Source organism: Gimesia alba (assembly GCF_007744675.1).
Taxonomy (GTDB): domain Bacteria; phylum Planctomycetota; class Planctomycetia; order Planctomycetales; family Planctomycetaceae; genus Gimesia; species Gimesia alba.
Window position 1 is genome coordinate 761,281 of sequence record NZ_CP036269.1, and the last position, 17,181, is coordinate 778,461.

General features: G+C 50.8%; 8 protein-coding genes. 5 read left to right on the top strand and 3 right to left on the bottom strand.

The window, feature by feature from the left end:
• Window positions 1–228: 228 nt before the first annotated feature.
• From glnA to Pan241w_RS02915, 3 genes are all read left to right on the top strand, one after another.
• Window positions 229–1,641, top strand: a complete 1,413-nt coding sequence (glnA, locus tag Pan241w_RS02905) for a type I glutamate--ammonia ligase (RefSeq protein ID WP_145210709.1) — start codon at window positions 229–231, stop codon at window positions 1,639–1,641.
• 315 nt (window positions 1,642–1,956) lie between these two features.
• The gene (locus tag Pan241w_RS02910) at window positions 1,957–2,421 is read left to right on the top strand and encodes a BLUF domain-containing protein (protein ID WP_145210712.1); all 465 of its coding nucleotides are present in this window, start codon (window positions 1,957–1,959) and stop codon (window positions 2,419–2,421) included.
• Window positions 2,422–2,674: 253 nt separating this feature from the next.
• Window positions 2,675–4,027, top strand: coding sequence for a carbon-nitrogen hydrolase family protein (locus Pan241w_RS02915; RefSeq protein WP_145210715.1), 1,353 nt, complete (start codon window positions 2,675–2,677; stop codon window positions 4,025–4,027).
• A 191-nt stretch (window positions 4,028–4,218) separates the two neighbouring features.
• On the opposite strand, the gene Pan241w_RS02920 is transcribed toward Pan241w_RS02915, so the two are convergent.
• The 3 genes from Pan241w_RS02920 to Pan241w_RS02930 all read right to left on the bottom strand — a co-directional run bounded on the left by Pan241w_RS02920 (window position 4,219) and on the right by Pan241w_RS02930 (window position 12,005).
• Window positions 4,219–7,038 carry a beta strand repeat-containing protein gene (locus tag Pan241w_RS02920; protein ID WP_198000295.1) on the bottom strand — a complete coding sequence of 940 codons (2,820 nt, stop codon included), beginning with the start codon at window positions 7,036–7,038 and terminating at the stop codon, window positions 4,219–4,221.
• A 219-nt stretch (window positions 7,039–7,257) separates the two neighbouring features.
• Window positions 7,258–10,845: a cytochrome c biogenesis protein gene (ccsA, locus tag Pan241w_RS02925; RefSeq protein WP_145210721.1), complete on the bottom strand. Its 3,588-nt coding sequence runs from the start codon at window positions 10,843–10,845 to the stop codon at window positions 7,258–7,260.
• Between the two features lie 62 nt (window positions 10,846–10,907).
• Window positions 10,908–12,005, bottom strand: coding sequence for a hypothetical protein (locus Pan241w_RS02930; protein ID WP_145210724.1), 1,098 nt, complete (start codon window positions 12,003–12,005; stop codon window positions 10,908–10,910).
• Window positions 12,006–13,070: 1,065 nt separating this feature from the next.
• Here Pan241w_RS02930 and Pan241w_RS02935 point away from each other — a divergent pair.
• Window positions 13,071–14,855, top strand: a complete 1,785-nt coding sequence (locus Pan241w_RS02935) for a thioredoxin domain-containing protein (protein WP_145210727.1) — start codon at window positions 13,071–13,073, stop codon at window positions 14,853–14,855.
• A 207-nt stretch (window positions 14,856–15,062) separates the two neighbouring features.
• Window positions 15,063–17,123, top strand: coding sequence for an isochorismatase family protein (locus Pan241w_RS02940; RefSeq protein WP_198000296.1), 2,061 nt, complete (start codon window positions 15,063–15,065; stop codon window positions 17,121–17,123).
• Window positions 17,124–17,181 lie beyond the last annotated feature (58 nt).

The window sequence follows — 17,181 nt, forward strand, 5'->3', positions numbered from 1 at the left end:
TAAAAAGCAAATATAAACAACCTTCATGATGAGTTATTTTATTTAACTATTCCAGGTGACATTCACCTTCTTGTGTCTTTCTTCTTTTATTTACGACATCTGGACGCATGGATAATAATGCCTGGTTTTTAAGCAATTTTCTGGAATGGTATATGTTTTGCATTATTAAGATATTCTGTATTCAGATAGAATCTTCGATGAATGACATCCTCAAATCAGGAAAATAAGATGACCCCTCGGGAAGTGCTCGCCCTCTGTCGTGAACGTGAAATCCAAGCCATCGACCTACGGTTTATGGATTTTCCCGGTACGCAAAAACATTTCACAATTCCTGCTAAGATATTGGTAGAGAAGAGTTTCGAAGATGGTTTCGGTTTCGATGGCTCTTCAATGCGCGGCTGGAAGGCAATTAACGAAAGTGATATGCTGGTCGTACCCCAGCCAGAGACAGCATTTGTCGACCCCTTTATGTCGAATACTCTGGTGATGACCTGTAACATTCAGGACCCCATTACGCGGGAGGACTATGCCAAAGATCCGCGCAATGTTGCCCGAAAAGCAGAAAGCTATATGCGGTCCACAAAAATCGCTGATGTCGCCAATTTTGGACCAGAGGCGGAGTTCTTTATTTTTGATGACGTTCGTTTCGATCAGAACGAGCACGAATGTTACTATCATGTGGACAGTATTGAAGGGCAGTGGAATCGGGGGAAGCCAGGCAGCGGCCCGAATGCGGGATATAAAATTCGTTACAAGGAAGGTTATTTTCCTGTTCCACCAGCAGATACGTTACAGGATGTACGGACCGAAATGATGCTGGCATTGATGGATTGTGGCGTCGATGTCGAAGCCCAGCACCACGAAGTGGCGACGGGGGGGCAGTGTGAAATCGACATGAAATATGCGCCGCTGTTAAAGACGGCTGACAACCTGTTACGTTACAAGTACATTGTCAAGAACGTCGCCGCCAAGCATGGTAAAACAGCGACATTCATGCCCAAGCCTCTCTGGAATGATAACGGCTCTGGCTTGCATTTACACATGTCTCTCTGGAAAGATGACAAACCTCTGTTCGCCGGCTCCCGGTATGGCGGACTCAGTGAAATGGGCATGTATGCCATGGGCGGAATTCTTAAACATGCCGCTGCATTGTTTGCTTTTTGCTGCCCCACAACGAACAGTTATAAACGTTTGATTGCCGGCTATGAAGCGCCGATCAATCTGACTTACAGCTATCGAAATCGTTCAGCGGCGATTCGGATTCCCGTTCACAGTCCGCATCCCGAAAATAAACGGTTTGAATTCCGTTGCCCTGATTCTTCTTCGAATCCTTATCTGGCCATGTCGGCTGTATTGATGGCGATGCTGGATGGGATTCAAAATAAAATCGATCCCGGTCATCCTCTGGAAAAAGACATCTATGATCTGAAGCCGGATGAACTGGCTGAATTGCCTGCCGTGCCGGGCTCGTTAGAGGATGCGTTGCAGGCATTGCGAGACGATCATAAGTTTCTGCTGGTCGGCGATGTGTTTACCGAAGATGTGATCGATACCTGGATCTGGTACAAGACCAGTCAGGAAGTCGCCGCCTTGCGCGAGCGCCCCCATCCTTATGAATTCGCCATGTACTACGATATTTAATTCGTGGATGCAGGCAGCTGGAGTTTGCGCTGAGGCTATGACTGCGCAGATGCATTCGATTCAAAAGGCCATTTTTCCGGAATAGGTTGTTTAAATATAACCAATGCTCTGAAACATGGGGGTTTCATTGATAGACAGGTGATTTGATAGGGAGTTTCTGGCCAGTTAAGAAGACGATAATTTGCTCCAAATGTATTTAATCTCCCCGGATATTAATGTATTTCCCTCCCCATTAAACCGATAAGCAATGATAGATGAATTGGGTTTTACAGGTTCCTGTCCTTCTATCGCATTGGTTTCGCTGGTCCAGACAATATGAAGCTTTATCAACTTATCTATGTCAGTAAGAGTATTGCTCCGATGTCAGAGGTTGGGTTGAAACAGATTTTGAAGTCGGCCTGTCGGAACAATCCCCAGCAGGGGATCACCGGGATTCTGGTCTATGATCGCGGGCATTTTTGCCAGGTTCTGGAGGGGGGCTACAATGATGTAGAGGCCGTGTTTGCCCGGATTCAAAAAGACAAGCGGCACTGTCGCGTCAACCGCATCATCTCCTATCCAATTCAGGAACGCCTTTTTCCGAATTGGAAGATGGGCCTCTATAATCTGGATGATTCAACGGAGTTCGATTTCTATAAACTGAAGAAGTGCATGAAGTCGCTGCACGAGTTAACTTCAGTGAGCGAGAAGCGAACTTTGGCGAAATACGCTTTGAAAATCTTTATCGAACTCAAAGAGAAGTCTACAGAACAGCCAGAAGACTTGATTGAGATTGTTTAAGCAGAGGTCCATCATCGCCTGCTTAATCGCGCGATGGAGATATGGCGGCTGTTTGTTAACGCTTGGTTTTTTGCCTGGCCCTCTCTGCAGATCTGCCGTTGATGGCGTTTGCGTGCTTCTGACGAATCTGTACCAAAATTGAGTTTTCAGATGCCTTGTCATGCCTGCGATGTTACAATAATTGCTTGCCGGTTATTGTTCCGTTAGTTGATAACCGCTTCAGAAACTCGTATCGGTTCCCGGAGACCTCCTCATGAAAAATGCAACTGGCATTTTATATTTTCTTGCGATACTGCTTTCCTCTCAACTGAGTCACGCAGGTGATCCCGGATTACACGATGGATGGCAGGCGATGACGCCTCGTGAAGAACTGCGGCCAAAAATATCCTGGAATGCCGACGCGGGGCCGAATCAACAGGGCGCCTTTCTCATTCAGGCAGATGGGCGAGAAGGCTTGATGGGACACATTCAAAAGACGTTCCCCGTCGAAGGAGGGAAGACTTACGAGTTCACCGCGCTACGCAAAACTGAGGGCATTGATCTGGTTCGCCGGGCCGGGGCAGCCCGATTGATCTGGCTTGACCAAAACGGAAAACGTGTGACGCGCGATAAACCCTCGTTCGCCTCTTATCGACCCGGTGAACGACCGCGGGCAGAACCGGAATTTCCCGGCGATCAGGAAACCAAATCTGACTGGACGAAGGTCGCGGGCGTCTACCGCGCTCCTTCAGAGGCGGCACAGGTTCAGATTGAATTACATTTTCGCTGGGGGCCGCCGCATTCACAAATCCAGTGGAGCAATATCAGCTTCAAGCAGACCGACGACATCAAGCCGCGGATTGTGAGACTGGCGACGATTCATCATCGACCCCGGGAAGGGAAAAAGCCGAGCGACAAGCCGGCCCAGTTTGCGAAGTTGATTGAGCAGGCAGCCGAGCAGAAAGCTGACCTGGTGGTTCTGCCCGAGTCCATCACGGTCTACGGAACCGGACTCTCTTATGCTGAGTCTGCTGAGCCGATTCCCGGACCTTCCACAAAGTACTTTGGTCAACTGGCCAAAAAACATAACCTTTACATTGTGGTTGGACTTTACGAACGGGCTAAGCATCTGATTTATAATGTGGCGGTGTTGATCGGACCAGACGGAGACATTGTCGGCAAGTATCGCAAAGTGACACTGCCGCGGGGTGAGATTGAAGGGGGGGTGACGCCGGGGAGCGAGTATCCAGTGTTTGATACCCGTTTCGGAAAAGTCGGCATGATGATCTGCTACGACGGCTTCTTTCCGGAAGTCGCCCGGGAACTGAGTAAAAACGGGGCCGAAGTGATTGCCTGGCCGGTCTGGGGATGTAACCCGATGCTGGGTGCGGCGCGTGCCTGTGAGAACCATGTTTATGTTATCAGCAGCACTTATACAGACACGTCTGCGAACTGGATGATCTCTGCCATTTTTGGTCAGGATGGCAAGCCATTGGCGCAGGCCAAAGACTGGGGCACCGTTGCCATTACCGAAGTCGACTTGAATCAACCCTTCTATTGGCAAAGCCTGGGCGATTTCAAATCCCAAATCGAGCGGCATCGCCCCGAAGTGGACGTGAAGCCTTAGGTCGTCTTTATTTCATCGAGTTGACGGTGAATCTCAGGAAAGTCAGCTTTACCGAGATGGGTATCCATGCCGTGTGGCTGATATTGCTTTCAGTATTTTGTCAGGCAGCGTTTGCCCCGGTTTCTTCCCGGTCCACTTTTGACAGCGCAGTTTGATCTTGAATCTTTGGCGATGACCAATTCGAAAGTGGATTACGGATTATTTTGAATGGTTCCCGGTCCAAGCAGATTAATGGTGGCACCGTTGTTGTTAACAGAGAGGTTGGGCAGATCGTCGATGTTGATGGTTCCGCCGACACCGGCAAAGAAGTCGAGTGCGGTGTCGGTGTTGTTGTTCATGACATCCATGAAGATCTGATCCGGTGAGAAGACAGCAACATCGAGCCCACGACCCCCGATTCCGGCGCTGCCGTTGAGGGTGTTATCATGGACCTGCACGTTGGCGACCGCACCGAGACCAAAGGCCATCAGGACTTCAATGCCATCGTCTAAGATGCCTCCATTCTGAGCGACCTGGTTATTGTTGATAAAGGCGTTATGACTGGTGCCGCGATCAATTTCCAGATTGATCCCGTCGCTGAACAGGGCCGCGTTGGTATCATCCGAGATGATGTTCTGCGTAATGTAAGAGGTCGTGGCCCCCAGTGTATTCAGTCGCAGAAAGATGCCGTTACCGAAGAGGTTGACGAGATCGTCGGAATCGATCGTGTTCTGTGTGATGGTGGTTGTGGCAGAGCCGTTATGGTATCTGACGCTGATACCGTTATTGAAGCCGCCCAGCGTATTTTGGATTGTGTTGCCGGAGATGGTCGTGTTCATCACGCCAGTCGTATTTCCGGTATAATTAATCGCAGCGCCGAAACCATTGGCGATACTGGTGATCTGGTTATCGCGGATATTGACCGTAGCATTGCCTGCGCTGGTTGTGACATCGATCCCATTTCCGCCGATGGTGAGAAGACTGTCGATGATGTTGTTGTCGATATTGAGTGTGGTGTCGGCATTGGTTGTGACGTTGATGGCATTGTCAAAGGCGGTCAGGATGCTGTGAATTTTGTTGTCGCTGATGGTAATGTTGCCGGAACTGCTTAAGACAGAGATTCCATCAAAGTCCGCGTTGTTGATCGTGTTATTCGAGATCGTGAAGTTGGACGAGTTTGAAATTCTCAACCCGTGACCTCCCGGCGAATTAAACGTGACATTGCGAACGGTTACGTTTTGCGAATTGTCGATCTGTCCGCCGCTGCTGGCGCTGTTCGCGATAGTACCACCGTTGATGGTAAAGCTGCCTGTGTTGCCCTGGGCCGTGAAAGGCAGACTGGTTGCGCCGGTGCTGTTGAGTTCATCGATAGTGATTGCAGCCGTGTTATTCGTAGCAAAGACGTCAAACGTGTTTCCGGTACCATTCATCTGGCCGAGATGGACTGAACCACCGGCATTCTGAATCCGGGCTCCATACGTGGCGGAATTGGTCGTGATTGGACTGTTGGTAAAAGCGATGTCAGCATCACCTCCGACAATCAACAGGCCGGCTCCGTTTGTTCTCGAAATCGTCGTTTCGTCAAATGTGACAGAACCGGTGACGTTTAACAGATCGATGCCAGCAGAGATACCCGCAGTCGTATTATTGATGGTATTGTTCGCCACGCGGATATTGCCGACGCCATTGGCAATGATCGAACTTCCGGTCGTGGTCGTAATATCAAAGCCGGAAAGCACGCTACCATTATTCAGTGTGAAGCTACCTGTGATCTGTGGGTTCACACCTGAATTCGAGTCAGGCAGTAAAAGCGATCCGAACTGCGTATTGATGAATTGAGCCGGTCCTTCTGAAAGCACCTGCGTATTGTTTGCCAGGGTGAAGTTACCCGTTTCCATGGCATTGCGGTGATCATAGACGATGACATCACCTGCTTGTGTGCGCGGATCAGCAAAGGCGGCGGCGAGAGTGGCATACGGGTCTTCGTAAGAACCGTCACTGTTGCCTCCGGTGGCAACATGCATGAAGTAATACGGTAATCCCGTGGTTGGATCGATGACGGGACCACCATTCGGATCCTGGATTTCCTGATTGTCGACGACAATGGTGCGGAGCCGTTCGGGGCTTTCACCGAGCCGATCCCAGGCTTTGAGGTCTGCACGAGGACCTCCTCGCAAACCGGTAATACTGGGCCACTGGATACCGACGGCAAAGTTGACGGTGGTGTCGAACACGCGGTCATTCTGGACACTGAGATTCAGTGATACGACATCGGAGATCCGGCTTTCAATGCGGCTTTTCCAGCCCCAGGCCTGTTTACTGCCTTTGGCCTGAAAATGATACCAGCCTGCATACGCGCGGAGGTCCATAAAATCGTTGGTGTAGAATTTGGCGCCCGCTTCCATATCGAGGCCTTTCATCGCGGCCTGATAGTAACGGGTAAACGTACCACCAACCAGATAGTGGCCGATAAACTGGTAGCTATTCCCGCCGCTGGTATGAGTGGTGGCATACTCGTTTCTCGTCTGACCAGTGGGGACATACCAGTTGAGCCGCGCGTCCCAGATATCCCCCAGGGTTTCAATCCCCCCGGAGACCTGATCGAAGGTCGCATATCCTGCATCGCGGGTGTCGTAGTAAATGTAGGCCCCGATGGTACGCTGAATTTCGGGAATAAACTGGCGGGCACCGACACCAAGATTCGAACCCAGATTATGGTTGTCGTCTCCCAGTAATAACCGGGCATCGATGAAGGTCAGCCAGTCGCTGTCTTCCCCTTCCAACAGTGGGAAGAAGGCATCAAATGAAGACAGCCCGCCGACGCGGCCGATTGTATCCCCCGCTTCGTAGCGGTAACCGAAATGAGGTCGATAGCGACCGAACCAGGCAGAATCTCCAAACAGTTCTGAGACATCGCCGCCATAGTTTTCATTTTCAAAACCAGGCTCTTCATAGGCTGGGTCAACAGGCTGGGCGAGGAGCGTACCGGGCACGCAAAAGGCAAGCAGTAAAGCAAGGTATACGCGATTCATGGACTCCATTCCGATGTAGACGTAAAGTTATAAGATCTTTCGTCAGAACGGAATGTAGGGCTAAAGCAGTTCTTACGGTAAGGGACGGTAACTTTGATTACTCGTCTGTTCAGTTCCGATTGCAGGAAATAGGTTGAGGTTACCGAGGAGGCTCCTCAGGGCTGACCGCACTTCGACAGGCGGTGCCCTGAGTATTATTTTTCTATTTTCCCTAATTGATTAAGCGTCGCGGTTTTTGAAACTCCACCAGCGGTCTTGCGGTATCAAGGCGACCGCCATCACGGCCAACTGTGAAAGCATAAACAGGCCGAGCGCCATCAGGACCCCTTCCGTGAATCCATAGGAGTGCAGACCTACGCCGAGTTCATTCACCCCAAACCAGGACCAACTGGTGACGATGTTACCGCCGATCGCCAGGATCGCCAGTCCTCGATCTTTAATCATGCCTCCCCAGCGAGCGTGCAGAACCAGTGCGTTCCAGAGTACGATAATCAGCGCCCCATTTTCTTTCGGGTCCCAACCCCAGAAACGGCCCCAGGAATCGTCGGCCCAGAGACCGCCGAGTACAGTTCCAAAAAAGCTGAGGAAAATGGCAAAGCAGAGTACGCCGTAGAGCATGCGAATGATTTCTTTGCCGGCATTCGCGGTCATCCGCGGGGTACACGTACCCCACAGAATATAAAACAGACCGAGCAGTCCGGCGACAAAGGTGGCGGCGTAACCGAGGGTAATACAGACCACGTGCGTGGCGAGCCAGAACTGGGTATCGAGAACTGCCTGCAGCACGGCCATCGTATCACCGTCACCGGCCAGCATGTGTGCGATGAGCAAGGTTGCAAAACCGGAAACCGAAGCGAGCAGGTTTCCGATGCCCAGACGATTCATGCGCTCGATGACGATTCCCGCCAGTACGGCGCCCCAGCCAATAAAGACAGCAGAGGAGTAAAGGTTGGTGACCGGAGGGCGTCCCGAGATATAGATCCGGGAAATCAGAGCAAACGTATGTACGACAAATGTCAGGACGATCAGCCAGAAGGAGGCGCTCCCTAACGTTTTCTCTCCGATCAGGAATGAAATACAGACGAGAACGAAGGCAATCAGGTAGAGGACCGAGCAATAGTAAAACGGCTCAAAGTGATTGAAGAATGCTTCGTAATCAATTTTGGATAGACTCACATCTGTCAGATCGGCCTGATGTTTTTTCAACCAGGTTTGATAGTTGCGGACTTCTTTATTGAACTCTTCGGTATTGCCTTGCGAATAGGCGACCAGAATTTTAGTCCAGGCCTGGGTGGCTTCGTTTTCTTTGTCCTTGGAAAAACTGGCTTTGACCAGATCGCGGGTCCAGGCATAGGAATAGGTTTGCCATTCGGCTTCTTCTTCGGCTGCACCTCCCGGCGGAATGACGCGGGGAGGGTTGCGGCGGTCGAGCATGCCATGACGGCGGATGGCTTCAATTAAATCTTCGCGTGCCGATTCCGCGCGAATATTGGGAGGAGTGAATGACTGGATCAGTAAATCGACGATGCCGATTTTCTTTTCCAGATCCAGGACCCGTGATTGATACAAGCTGGCTTTTCCCTGACCCGCCTGGCGTGCCAGTTCTGCCTGTTTCGTGAGCTCCGGAAGCTTTTCGATAAAGTCTTCCAGGGAGTAGCGGAAGCCCGGTCGTTTTTTGAGTCCGAGTGTATGGAGCAGATCGGGATTTTCAATCCGAAACACATTGTATGAATAAGCTTCTTGCGGTTTGGCAATCGTATCCAGTAGCCATTTGATCGCAGGTTGTTTGTTTCCATCTGGATCCGTGAAGTCTTGCCGACCCGAGATGATTCGCAGGCTGTTACGGGCCAGAGTATCAATGGGCTTGGCGCGTCCCTGGTACAGAATCGGAAGTTCACCGAATTGATACAGGCTCATTTGATTCGACGGTGTTTTGGGGATGCGGGCTTTACTCATCAGATAGCCGCCAAAGATGACCAGAATCAGCGCAGGTATCAGATAGGTATTCAGACTTTTCATAAAGTGTTGCTTGTCTTTAATGTCCTCGTGTTTTGCATCATCGGGTGGTAAGAACTCAGAAACCGCGGATGGCTCAATTCTCTGTTTTTCACGCCGTCCCAGAAATCGGAGCAGGGTAATCATGAAATGGTACAACATGCCGACGGCGACAATCATGCAGGAGACGTAAGGGATCATCCAGCCCATGTTCGTGACAACCGACAGGGTCGTCAATTCTTTGCCGGTACGCGGGTCGGCGTGGTAGCCGCTTTGATAAAATGTTTCGCCGCTGTAACGGAGTGGGTTGTTCATCCAGATTTTGATGTCCCGGTCGACGTTGGTCGTCGGATCGACCAGATGAATATCGGACGAATAATTCATGACCGTACTCGTGCCGGCGTAGTCGTCTTTGCGAACATCGATGAGTTTAACACTATAGGGTTTATAGGTGCGTTTGAATCGCAGGTAGAGCTGGTATGGTGTTCCATCGACAACGACCTGCTCGCCGATTTCCTGTAATGCCATCTCGAGACTGACGAGATAGACGCCCAGAGAGTCGTCTGTTTTTTTATCAATGATTTTAATGTAAGCAGCCGGGGTATCGACGGCGCCGCCGGTGTCGGTGCCCGTTGCACTTCGGGCGGGTAAGGCGATCCAGTCTTTTCCGATGCCGCCAGTTGCAGGGTTCTCGGCGAGTTTTTTTTCCTCGGGCGTTAACGAGGAAATCTTGCGGATCGAAGAATTCGGATAATATTTGACTAATTCATAGTTAAAGGGGAGCTTCGGATCAGAAACGACTTCTTTCCGTTTTGCGAGTAGAATCGACTTGGGAATGACGGTGACCTGATCCTGTTTCGGATCGGTCTGGTCGATAATTGCCAGTTCAATGGTGCGAATGTCGTGGACGTAGTTGGTTGTTTCCCCTTCGGAGATGGTCATCTGGGTTTCGACGGCCATGGTGCCGACCATCAGTTCGCTGAGCATCATCAAACCGACACCGCCGTGCAGCAGTACGATACCGGCCCGTTTTTTGAAGAGAGGAATGCATCCCACCAGTAATACAACGCCGGCAAAGGTGGCCTTGATTAATTGCCAGAGAATCCGCATGGAAGAATCACTGAAGCGGGCGGCGTCTCCTTGTGCCAGAAACCAGGCCATCAGGCAGGCAAACAGAATTGCAGCTCCGAGCGTCAGGCCACGTTCGGCTCTACGATATTTCTCAATCTTGAAATAAAGAACGAGGCTCGCGATAGCAAGGATCCCAATACCTGCTTCAAATAACCACCATAAGACAAGCCAGCTCAGAACAGAATATTCCTGGAAGCCATCTTTGTTTGATCCACTGGCGATGACACCCCAGGTAATGAGTAAACCCAGAGTGACGATGACCCAGCCGATTGTGCGTTGTTTGCCTTTGGCCTGCACTTTAAAACGGATGAAGTGCGCCGCCAGCAGGTTGATGCCCATCATAAAGCCGATGAGCCAGCCGCCGGGGAAGTAAATGAAGCCGGGGATATTCTGCTGGTCGAGGTTGGGGAAAAAAGAGGGGGGAAAGAAGATTTTGAATTCTATCTTCGCGATTCCGGTACGAAAGTATTCGTCGATCACGACCCAGATATCTTTATTCACCTGTGCCAGTGTGCCGGCCAGAATAATGAAGATAGCCATCGCGAACAGCACGACGGTCAGCTTCAGTGACGCAAAAGGCTGTAAAATTTTCAGGAACCGTTCATTCGAATTTGCAGACCCCGAATTGGAGTCGGTGGTAGCAAATTCGCTGGATGTGTCTGAGAGTGTATTTGTTGACATGATGATTTCCTGAAAGTCAGACTCAATAATTTAATGATCGTTTCGTATGGGCTGGAATTGGGCTATTCAAATCGGATCGACTGCACTAACTGTTTAAATCGTGCTTCTTCCTGTTCAGCCAGTTTTGTAGAGCCTTTATATTTCACAAACCAGGCCAGATTACCTCGATAGATGATCGCACCTAAAATGGCTTCTTTGGGGCCAATCAGTTTCACATAGGTGGCTTCCAGATCGCCGGCTTTTAACTGCTCGGATTGTTTGGTGAGTTCGGCTTCTGTGATGTCTTTCAGGCCGACCTGTCCCCGCCAGCGGTTGATATTCGGGAGCAGGGGAGAGGCGTCTTTGGCCAGATCAATGATCGTGACTTCACCGGTTTCGTCTCCCTCAGTGATATTAAAGGCGGCTTTTCGCATTCCACCACTGCGACCCGGTTTCCAGCCTGTGGGCGTTTCAAATTTGATAGGTGATGCTGCGGCTGCGGGGGGATTTACGGGACCGGGAGCAGGCCGACCTCCGCCACCCATCATGCCGGATGCGAAGGGGGCACGGCTCATGGGGTTGCCTGCCATCTTGCCTTTCAGGCTGACGACCGTCATGCTTTGATCGCCGGCTTTCAGGGTGAATAGTTCGGTATCGAGTGCGGGGGTATCTGAAGCGTCTTTCAACTGCGCCTCGGTAATATTGCCGAGCCCCACCTGATCGCGCCAGCGGTTGATATTGGAGAGTAAGTCCACGCTCAGATTACTGCTGGCGGGAAGCGGAATTACCGAGAGTTCAACTGGCGGGTCGCTGTCTTTGACTTTCAGTGTGGCAAATCGCATGGAACTGCCCGGCTCCTGCGTCCAGTTTTCGGGAAGTTTCCATTCCGGCTTCCCATCCTTCAGGGAAACGGATTTGAGAAATTGCACGAACGGATCGAACTCAGCTTTCACCTGTTCGGGAGAGCCGGTCATTTTGAAAAACCAGTTCTGAGGGCTGTCGGGTAAAATCGCTGCCAGCATGCGGACCTCTTTGGCGGGCGCCATGGCACTGTCTGATCCGGCAGGACCAAGTCCCGAAGACGTTTTGGGAACGGTGTATGAGGTAATCTCTTCCTGTTTACTGCAGCCGACAGAGAGTAACAGCAGGAGCGTCATTAGAACGGGGAATATCAGTTTCATGTGTTTCATTCGGAAAAATGTGGGATACATAACTGGGGCAAATTCTTCAAAGCGATCTGTGGAATATAAGGATTTCGCGAATTGAAATCGTGTCTGGTGCGGGATCGCCTTTCAGTTTCGAAATATCGGGAAAACAGAAAACGGTTCTGTAATTATGTTCAAGGTGGGGCAGTGCGAAGAAAGACGGCGTCATTCTTCAGGTGGTGTAAGTGATTCAATAACAGTTGCTTAAGAAAAAGGTTCCAAGCTCGGACCACTTGGGGCCAACCTCAGAATTGTTACTGTTTTATTATAGTTCTTCCAAAGCAGAAAAGTACACAACCAGTTTGGGGCTCCTGTCAAAAACCCGCTGATTGGCGCTGCGATATCACCACAACCGGCCCTCATTGGTACCAGTTAAAAAAACTGCGGAAAATAGCGTAAAAATTACAATGTCTTGCAAAAAAGACAGCAAAATGATTTCTGAGAGAGTTGATTGTAAAAGGTTCCAGAGAAAATCCTATTTACAAAGAATACTCTTTAATGTATTTACGCGTTCTGGCGAAGATTTCGCAAAATAATTTGTTTTTCTGGTACGCAAGGTGCGTCCTTATTCGATGACCCGTCACAAATGGGATTTTGAATTCCATTTCTCATTCATACTTGTACACAGGTACGGAACCGACAATTCACTTGAATCAAAACAGAAGGTCAGGAAGACCGACTCGATTCGCCATTTAACAAATCTTCATTTCCAACGCTGCGTTGGAACTAACTAAGAGGCATGGAAGCCGCATCGTGAAGCTATTTTCACAGAATTCGCCCGTTGATTCATTCAACAGGGCTGTGAACTTTCGAACTGTCGACTCTCTTCGGATTAAGAGGGGGCTCCAGCAGTTTTTCGCTCACGCAGAGATTCTCAATCAATCTCGCTGCACTGCTTCTCTGCAAATGACAGCCCGTTCGGTTGTCTGCTCTGTCCTGAGAAACATTCCCATTTCTCGACAGGAGTCTGGAGACTATACCCCTTTATCTGAATCAGTAACGCTTCGTGCGTTCAAACCAACCTTTTTGAGGAGTTGGTAGATGAAGTTTTTGACGACAGTTATTTTATCATTTGTAGTTCTTTCCGGTTCAGCCAGTGCGGCGGCTCCCAACGGGGTGTTGTTGGATTTCACCGCGACCTGGTGTGGTCCGTGTCAAAAAATGAGCCCGTTGATTTCGCGTTTGAAGCGTGAAGGTTTTCCGATTAAAAAGGTTGACGTCGATCAGCAGCCGGAATTGGCGCGTCGGTTTAACGTCTCCAGTATTCCCGCATTCGTGCTGGTGGTCGAAGGTCGGGAAGTTGCCCGTTCCGTTGGCGCGACGACGGAAAGCAACCTGAGACGGATGCTGGCCCGGATTCCTGCTCAAGAAGCTCAACCACCTGCGAGTTCAAACAAAGAGGACTCGGTGATTTTTGCCGCTAATGAAAGAAAAGCCGGCCAGTCGTCAGAGGCGCCGATTCAACTGACACAAAACGAGACCAAACCAAAAAAGAAATCGCGTGGGTTCAACATTCCCTTTTTTGGTAAATCGAAAGAAGAAGAATCGGTGCCTGTCGAAGAGCCTGTGATCCGGGCTCAGTTCGGCGATGCTGCCGGCGATCACCTGGTAGAATCACCACAGGCTCCGGTCGTGAATGACTGGCGTGCGAGCACGGTACGGATTCGCGTCAAAGATCGAAAAGGGATGGATCTCGGTTCGGGAACGATCATTCACAGTGCCGTGGGTCGCACTCTGATTATGACCTGCAGTCACATCTTCAGCGAATTAAAGAACGATTCGGTGATCGAAGTCGATGTTTTTCAAGGCGAGAAATTCGAAACTTACGTAGGCACCCTGGTGCGATACAATATGGAAGGTGATGTGGGACTGATCTCGATTCCCACGTCGGGTGTGGTTGCTGCAGCAAAAGTCGCTTCCATCGAACATGAAGTCAAAGCCGGCGATACCGTCGCCAGTATCGGGTGTAACGGCGGTGAACTGCCGACACTGGAAAAAATCAAGGTGACCGAACTGAATCGATTTTTAGGACCGGACAATATTGAATGTACGGGGATGCCCGTGCAGGGACGTTCCGGCGGCGGTTTGTTCGATCGATCGGGCCGACTGGTGGGCGTTTGTTTTGCAGTAGAAAAAGATGATCAACGCGGATTATATGTCGGTCTGCCTGTGATTCACAAATTACTGGATGACTCGAAATTGACGGCGTTGTACAAGCAGCAGCCTGAAATCGAGCAGCCTGCTCCCGAAGTCAAACTGGCGATGGCGGAATCACGAGAGGAAATGCGGGCCGAACCCAATCAGGCCTTGCTGGATGAGTTTCTGGATCGGGCGATGCCCAGTCAATCTGTCACATCAGCGACAACTGGAAATCCGGATCTGTCTCAATTGCAGGCGGCTTTAGATCAGGCGGGAGAAGCAGAAGTGGTCTGCATTATTCGTCCGTTGAACAAACCGCAATCAGCCAGTCGTGTGGTGATTATCAACAAAGCCAGTTCCAAGTTTGTTTCGTATCTGTCAGGCGAAGTCAGCAATCAGCCACAGCCGACCTCGGCTCGCTTCCAGCCGGATGCAGTACTGACTCGCAAGCCACAATCACAGCAACGCATGCGAGACGAACGCATCAGCCGCAGTCTGCCTCGTGTTGCCAGCGTTCAGCGTCAGAGTCGTTCTCAGCAACCAGAAGAGCCGACCTTTCGACCTCCGTCTTCATTCCGGGGAACGGCTGGCAAAACGACTGTTTCGAATCAGCAGCAGAGGGAGAAAATCGAGCAGGTCAAACAACGGCTCGAACGCTATCGCCGTTCGGCCGCATCGCGTCGTTAAGGACTTTCGCTCTCGAATATCCTGAAACAGAGTCAAATTACTGATCCAGCCTGAGAAGTCATTTACTTTTCAGGCTGGATTTTTTTGTTTTTTGCTTTCAGACTTTTGTTCTGGTGTGATCTCGCTTTAGAATGAAGAGACTGTTGATGCCTTCAGCAGAATGTGTTCGACCGTTCCTTCCCGTTGCCTGCCACCAGGAGACATCACGTGAATACTTTATGCAAGCTGGCTGCCTGCCTGAGTCTGGTTTTGATGACGACAACTGGATTGTCGGCTGAGGATCTCAAATTACAACTCCGCTATCAGCAGGAAACGAGCAAAGACTCGGGACGCTATCATCGTTTGCAACGTTCAGAAAACTGGAAGCCGGAGCAAACGGCGATCATTGTCTGCGATGTCTGGGATTATCATCACTGTCTGAACGCTGTCAAACGTCTGGAACAGTTTGCACCGCGGTTAGACAACCTGCTGAAGAAAGCGCGGTCACAGGGCGTGACGATTATTCATGCTCCCAGTGACTGCATGCCCGCCTACCAGGGGCACCCGGCCCGCATGCGGGCGATGCAGGTGAAGCACAAGGGGCCGATTCCCGAAGGAATTGAGAACTGGTGTTCGAAGATTCCCAGCGAAGAACGGGCCGTCTATCCCCTCGATCAATCGGATGGAGGAGAAGACGACGATCCGGAAGAACATGCGGCCTGGGCGAAAAAATTGAAATCACTGGGACGCAATCCAGCGCTGCCTTGGAATAGCCAGTCTCCTTTGATCACCATCAACGGCGACAAAGATTATATCAGCGATAAAGGGGATGAGGTCTGGCGGATTCTGGAAAGTCGCGGCATCAAGAATGTGATTCTGACCGGCGTGCATACCAACATGTGTGTGCTGGGGCGGCCCTTTGGTCTGCGCCAACTGGCGAAAAACGGGAAGAATGTTGTGCTGGTTCGCGATATGACCGACACGATGTATAACCCGAAACGCTGGCCTTACGTCAGTCATTTTACCGGCAACGATTTGATTGTGTCGCACATCGAAAAGTATGTCTGTCCAACTATTACCAGCGATCAGATTCTGGGCGGCCAGGAATTTACCTTCAAACGCGATCAGCGTCCCCATCTGCTGATCGTGATGGCCGAAGCCGAGTATGAGACTAATCAAAGTCTGCCCGAATTTGCCGCTAAAAATCTCGGCAAACATTTTCGCGTGAGCATGGTGTTTGCTGATGACAAGGACCGCAATTCGATTCCCGGCATCGAAGCCATTAAGGATGCAGACGTCGTCCTGTTCAGCGTTCGTCGACGCGTGTTGCCGAAAAAAGCGATGCAGGCGATTCGCGATTACGTCAAAGCGGGAAAGCCGGTCGTGGGGATTCGGACTGCCAGTCATGCATTTTCTCTCAGAGGCAAGCAGCCTCCCGAAGGATTGCAGGACTGGCCTGAGTTTGATGCGGAAGTCTTCGGCGGCAATTATCACGGGCATTACGCCAATGATTTGAAATCGATTGTTTCGATCAACGAAGCACAAAAGCGAAACCCGATTCTGACGGGAATCCCTGACAAACCCTTCCCGCAAGCTTACTCGTTATATGAAGTCTTGCCGCTGGCGAAAGGGACGACCGTGTTGATGACCGCGAAAGCGGAAGGGAAACCGGCCGAGCCGGTCGCCTGGACGTTCAAACGGAAAGACGGCGGCAAATCGTTTTATACTTCGCTCGGGCATCCGGGAGATTTCAAACAGCCGGAGTATGTACGACTGCTGGCGAACGGCATCTACTGGGCCGCCGGCCTCGACCCGGCCAACGTGAGTCTTTCCGAAAAAGTCACACTGCACTCTGCACCTCATTGGTCCGTCGTGCAGATTCCCGGAGTAGAGCAAGCACAGAAAACAAAACAGAGTCGTTGGTATCGTTGCGTGGTTCGGGTTCCGGAAAAATGGATGGCGGGTCAGCCGCTGCTGCTGAAAGTCGCTGGCGCGGAAGGGACCGAAGTCAACGCCTGGTTGAATGGAACGTCTCTCCAGAAAACGGACGCCGGTTTTCAAATCGACTGTCAACCGGTGGCGAAAAACGACGCCAACCTGATTGTGTTGCAGGTGAAAGGGATGAATCAAGGGTCTGATTTCGCTTCAGTACCTCAATTGATCTCAGCAACCAGCGCACTCCCTTTAGCGGGACGCTGGCAGTATCGAGTGGGCAATCAGGAGCAGTTTGCGAACATGCCTTTGCCCGCGAAGTTCGGCACCGTGACCGATATTGTGTTCAAGCCGTGAGAGGTGCTGGTACGATTTTGAATATCGTGTCAAATACCAGATAACACTCCCGTGTGCC

Excerpts from the sequence above, each read along its gene's own strand:
- ccsA (WP_145210721.1), bottom strand. The coding sequence starts at position 10,845 with ATGTCAACAAATACACTCTCAGACACATCCAGCGAATTTGCTACCACC.
- Pan241w_RS02910 (WP_145210712.1), top strand. The coding sequence starts at position 1,957 with ATGAAGCTTTATCAACTTATCTATGTCAGTAAGAGTATTGCTCCGATG.
- Pan241w_RS02915 (WP_145210715.1), top strand. The coding sequence starts at position 2,675 with ATGAAAAATGCAACTGGCATTTTATATTTTCTTGCGATACTGCTTTCC.
- Pan241w_RS02920 (WP_198000295.1), bottom strand. The coding sequence starts at position 7,038 with ATGAATCGCGTATACCTTGCTTTACTGCTTGCCTTTTGCGTGCCCGGT.
- Pan241w_RS02935 (WP_145210727.1), top strand. The coding sequence starts at position 13,071 with ATGAAGTTTTTGACGACAGTTATTTTATCATTTGTAGTTCTTTCCGGT.
- glnA (WP_145210709.1), top strand. The coding sequence starts at position 229 with ATGACCCCTCGGGAAGTGCTCGCCCTCTGTCGTGAACGTGAAATCCAA.
- Pan241w_RS02930 (WP_145210724.1), bottom strand. The coding sequence starts at position 12,005 with ATGAAACTGATATTCCCCGTTCTAATGACGCTCCTGCTGTTACTCTCT.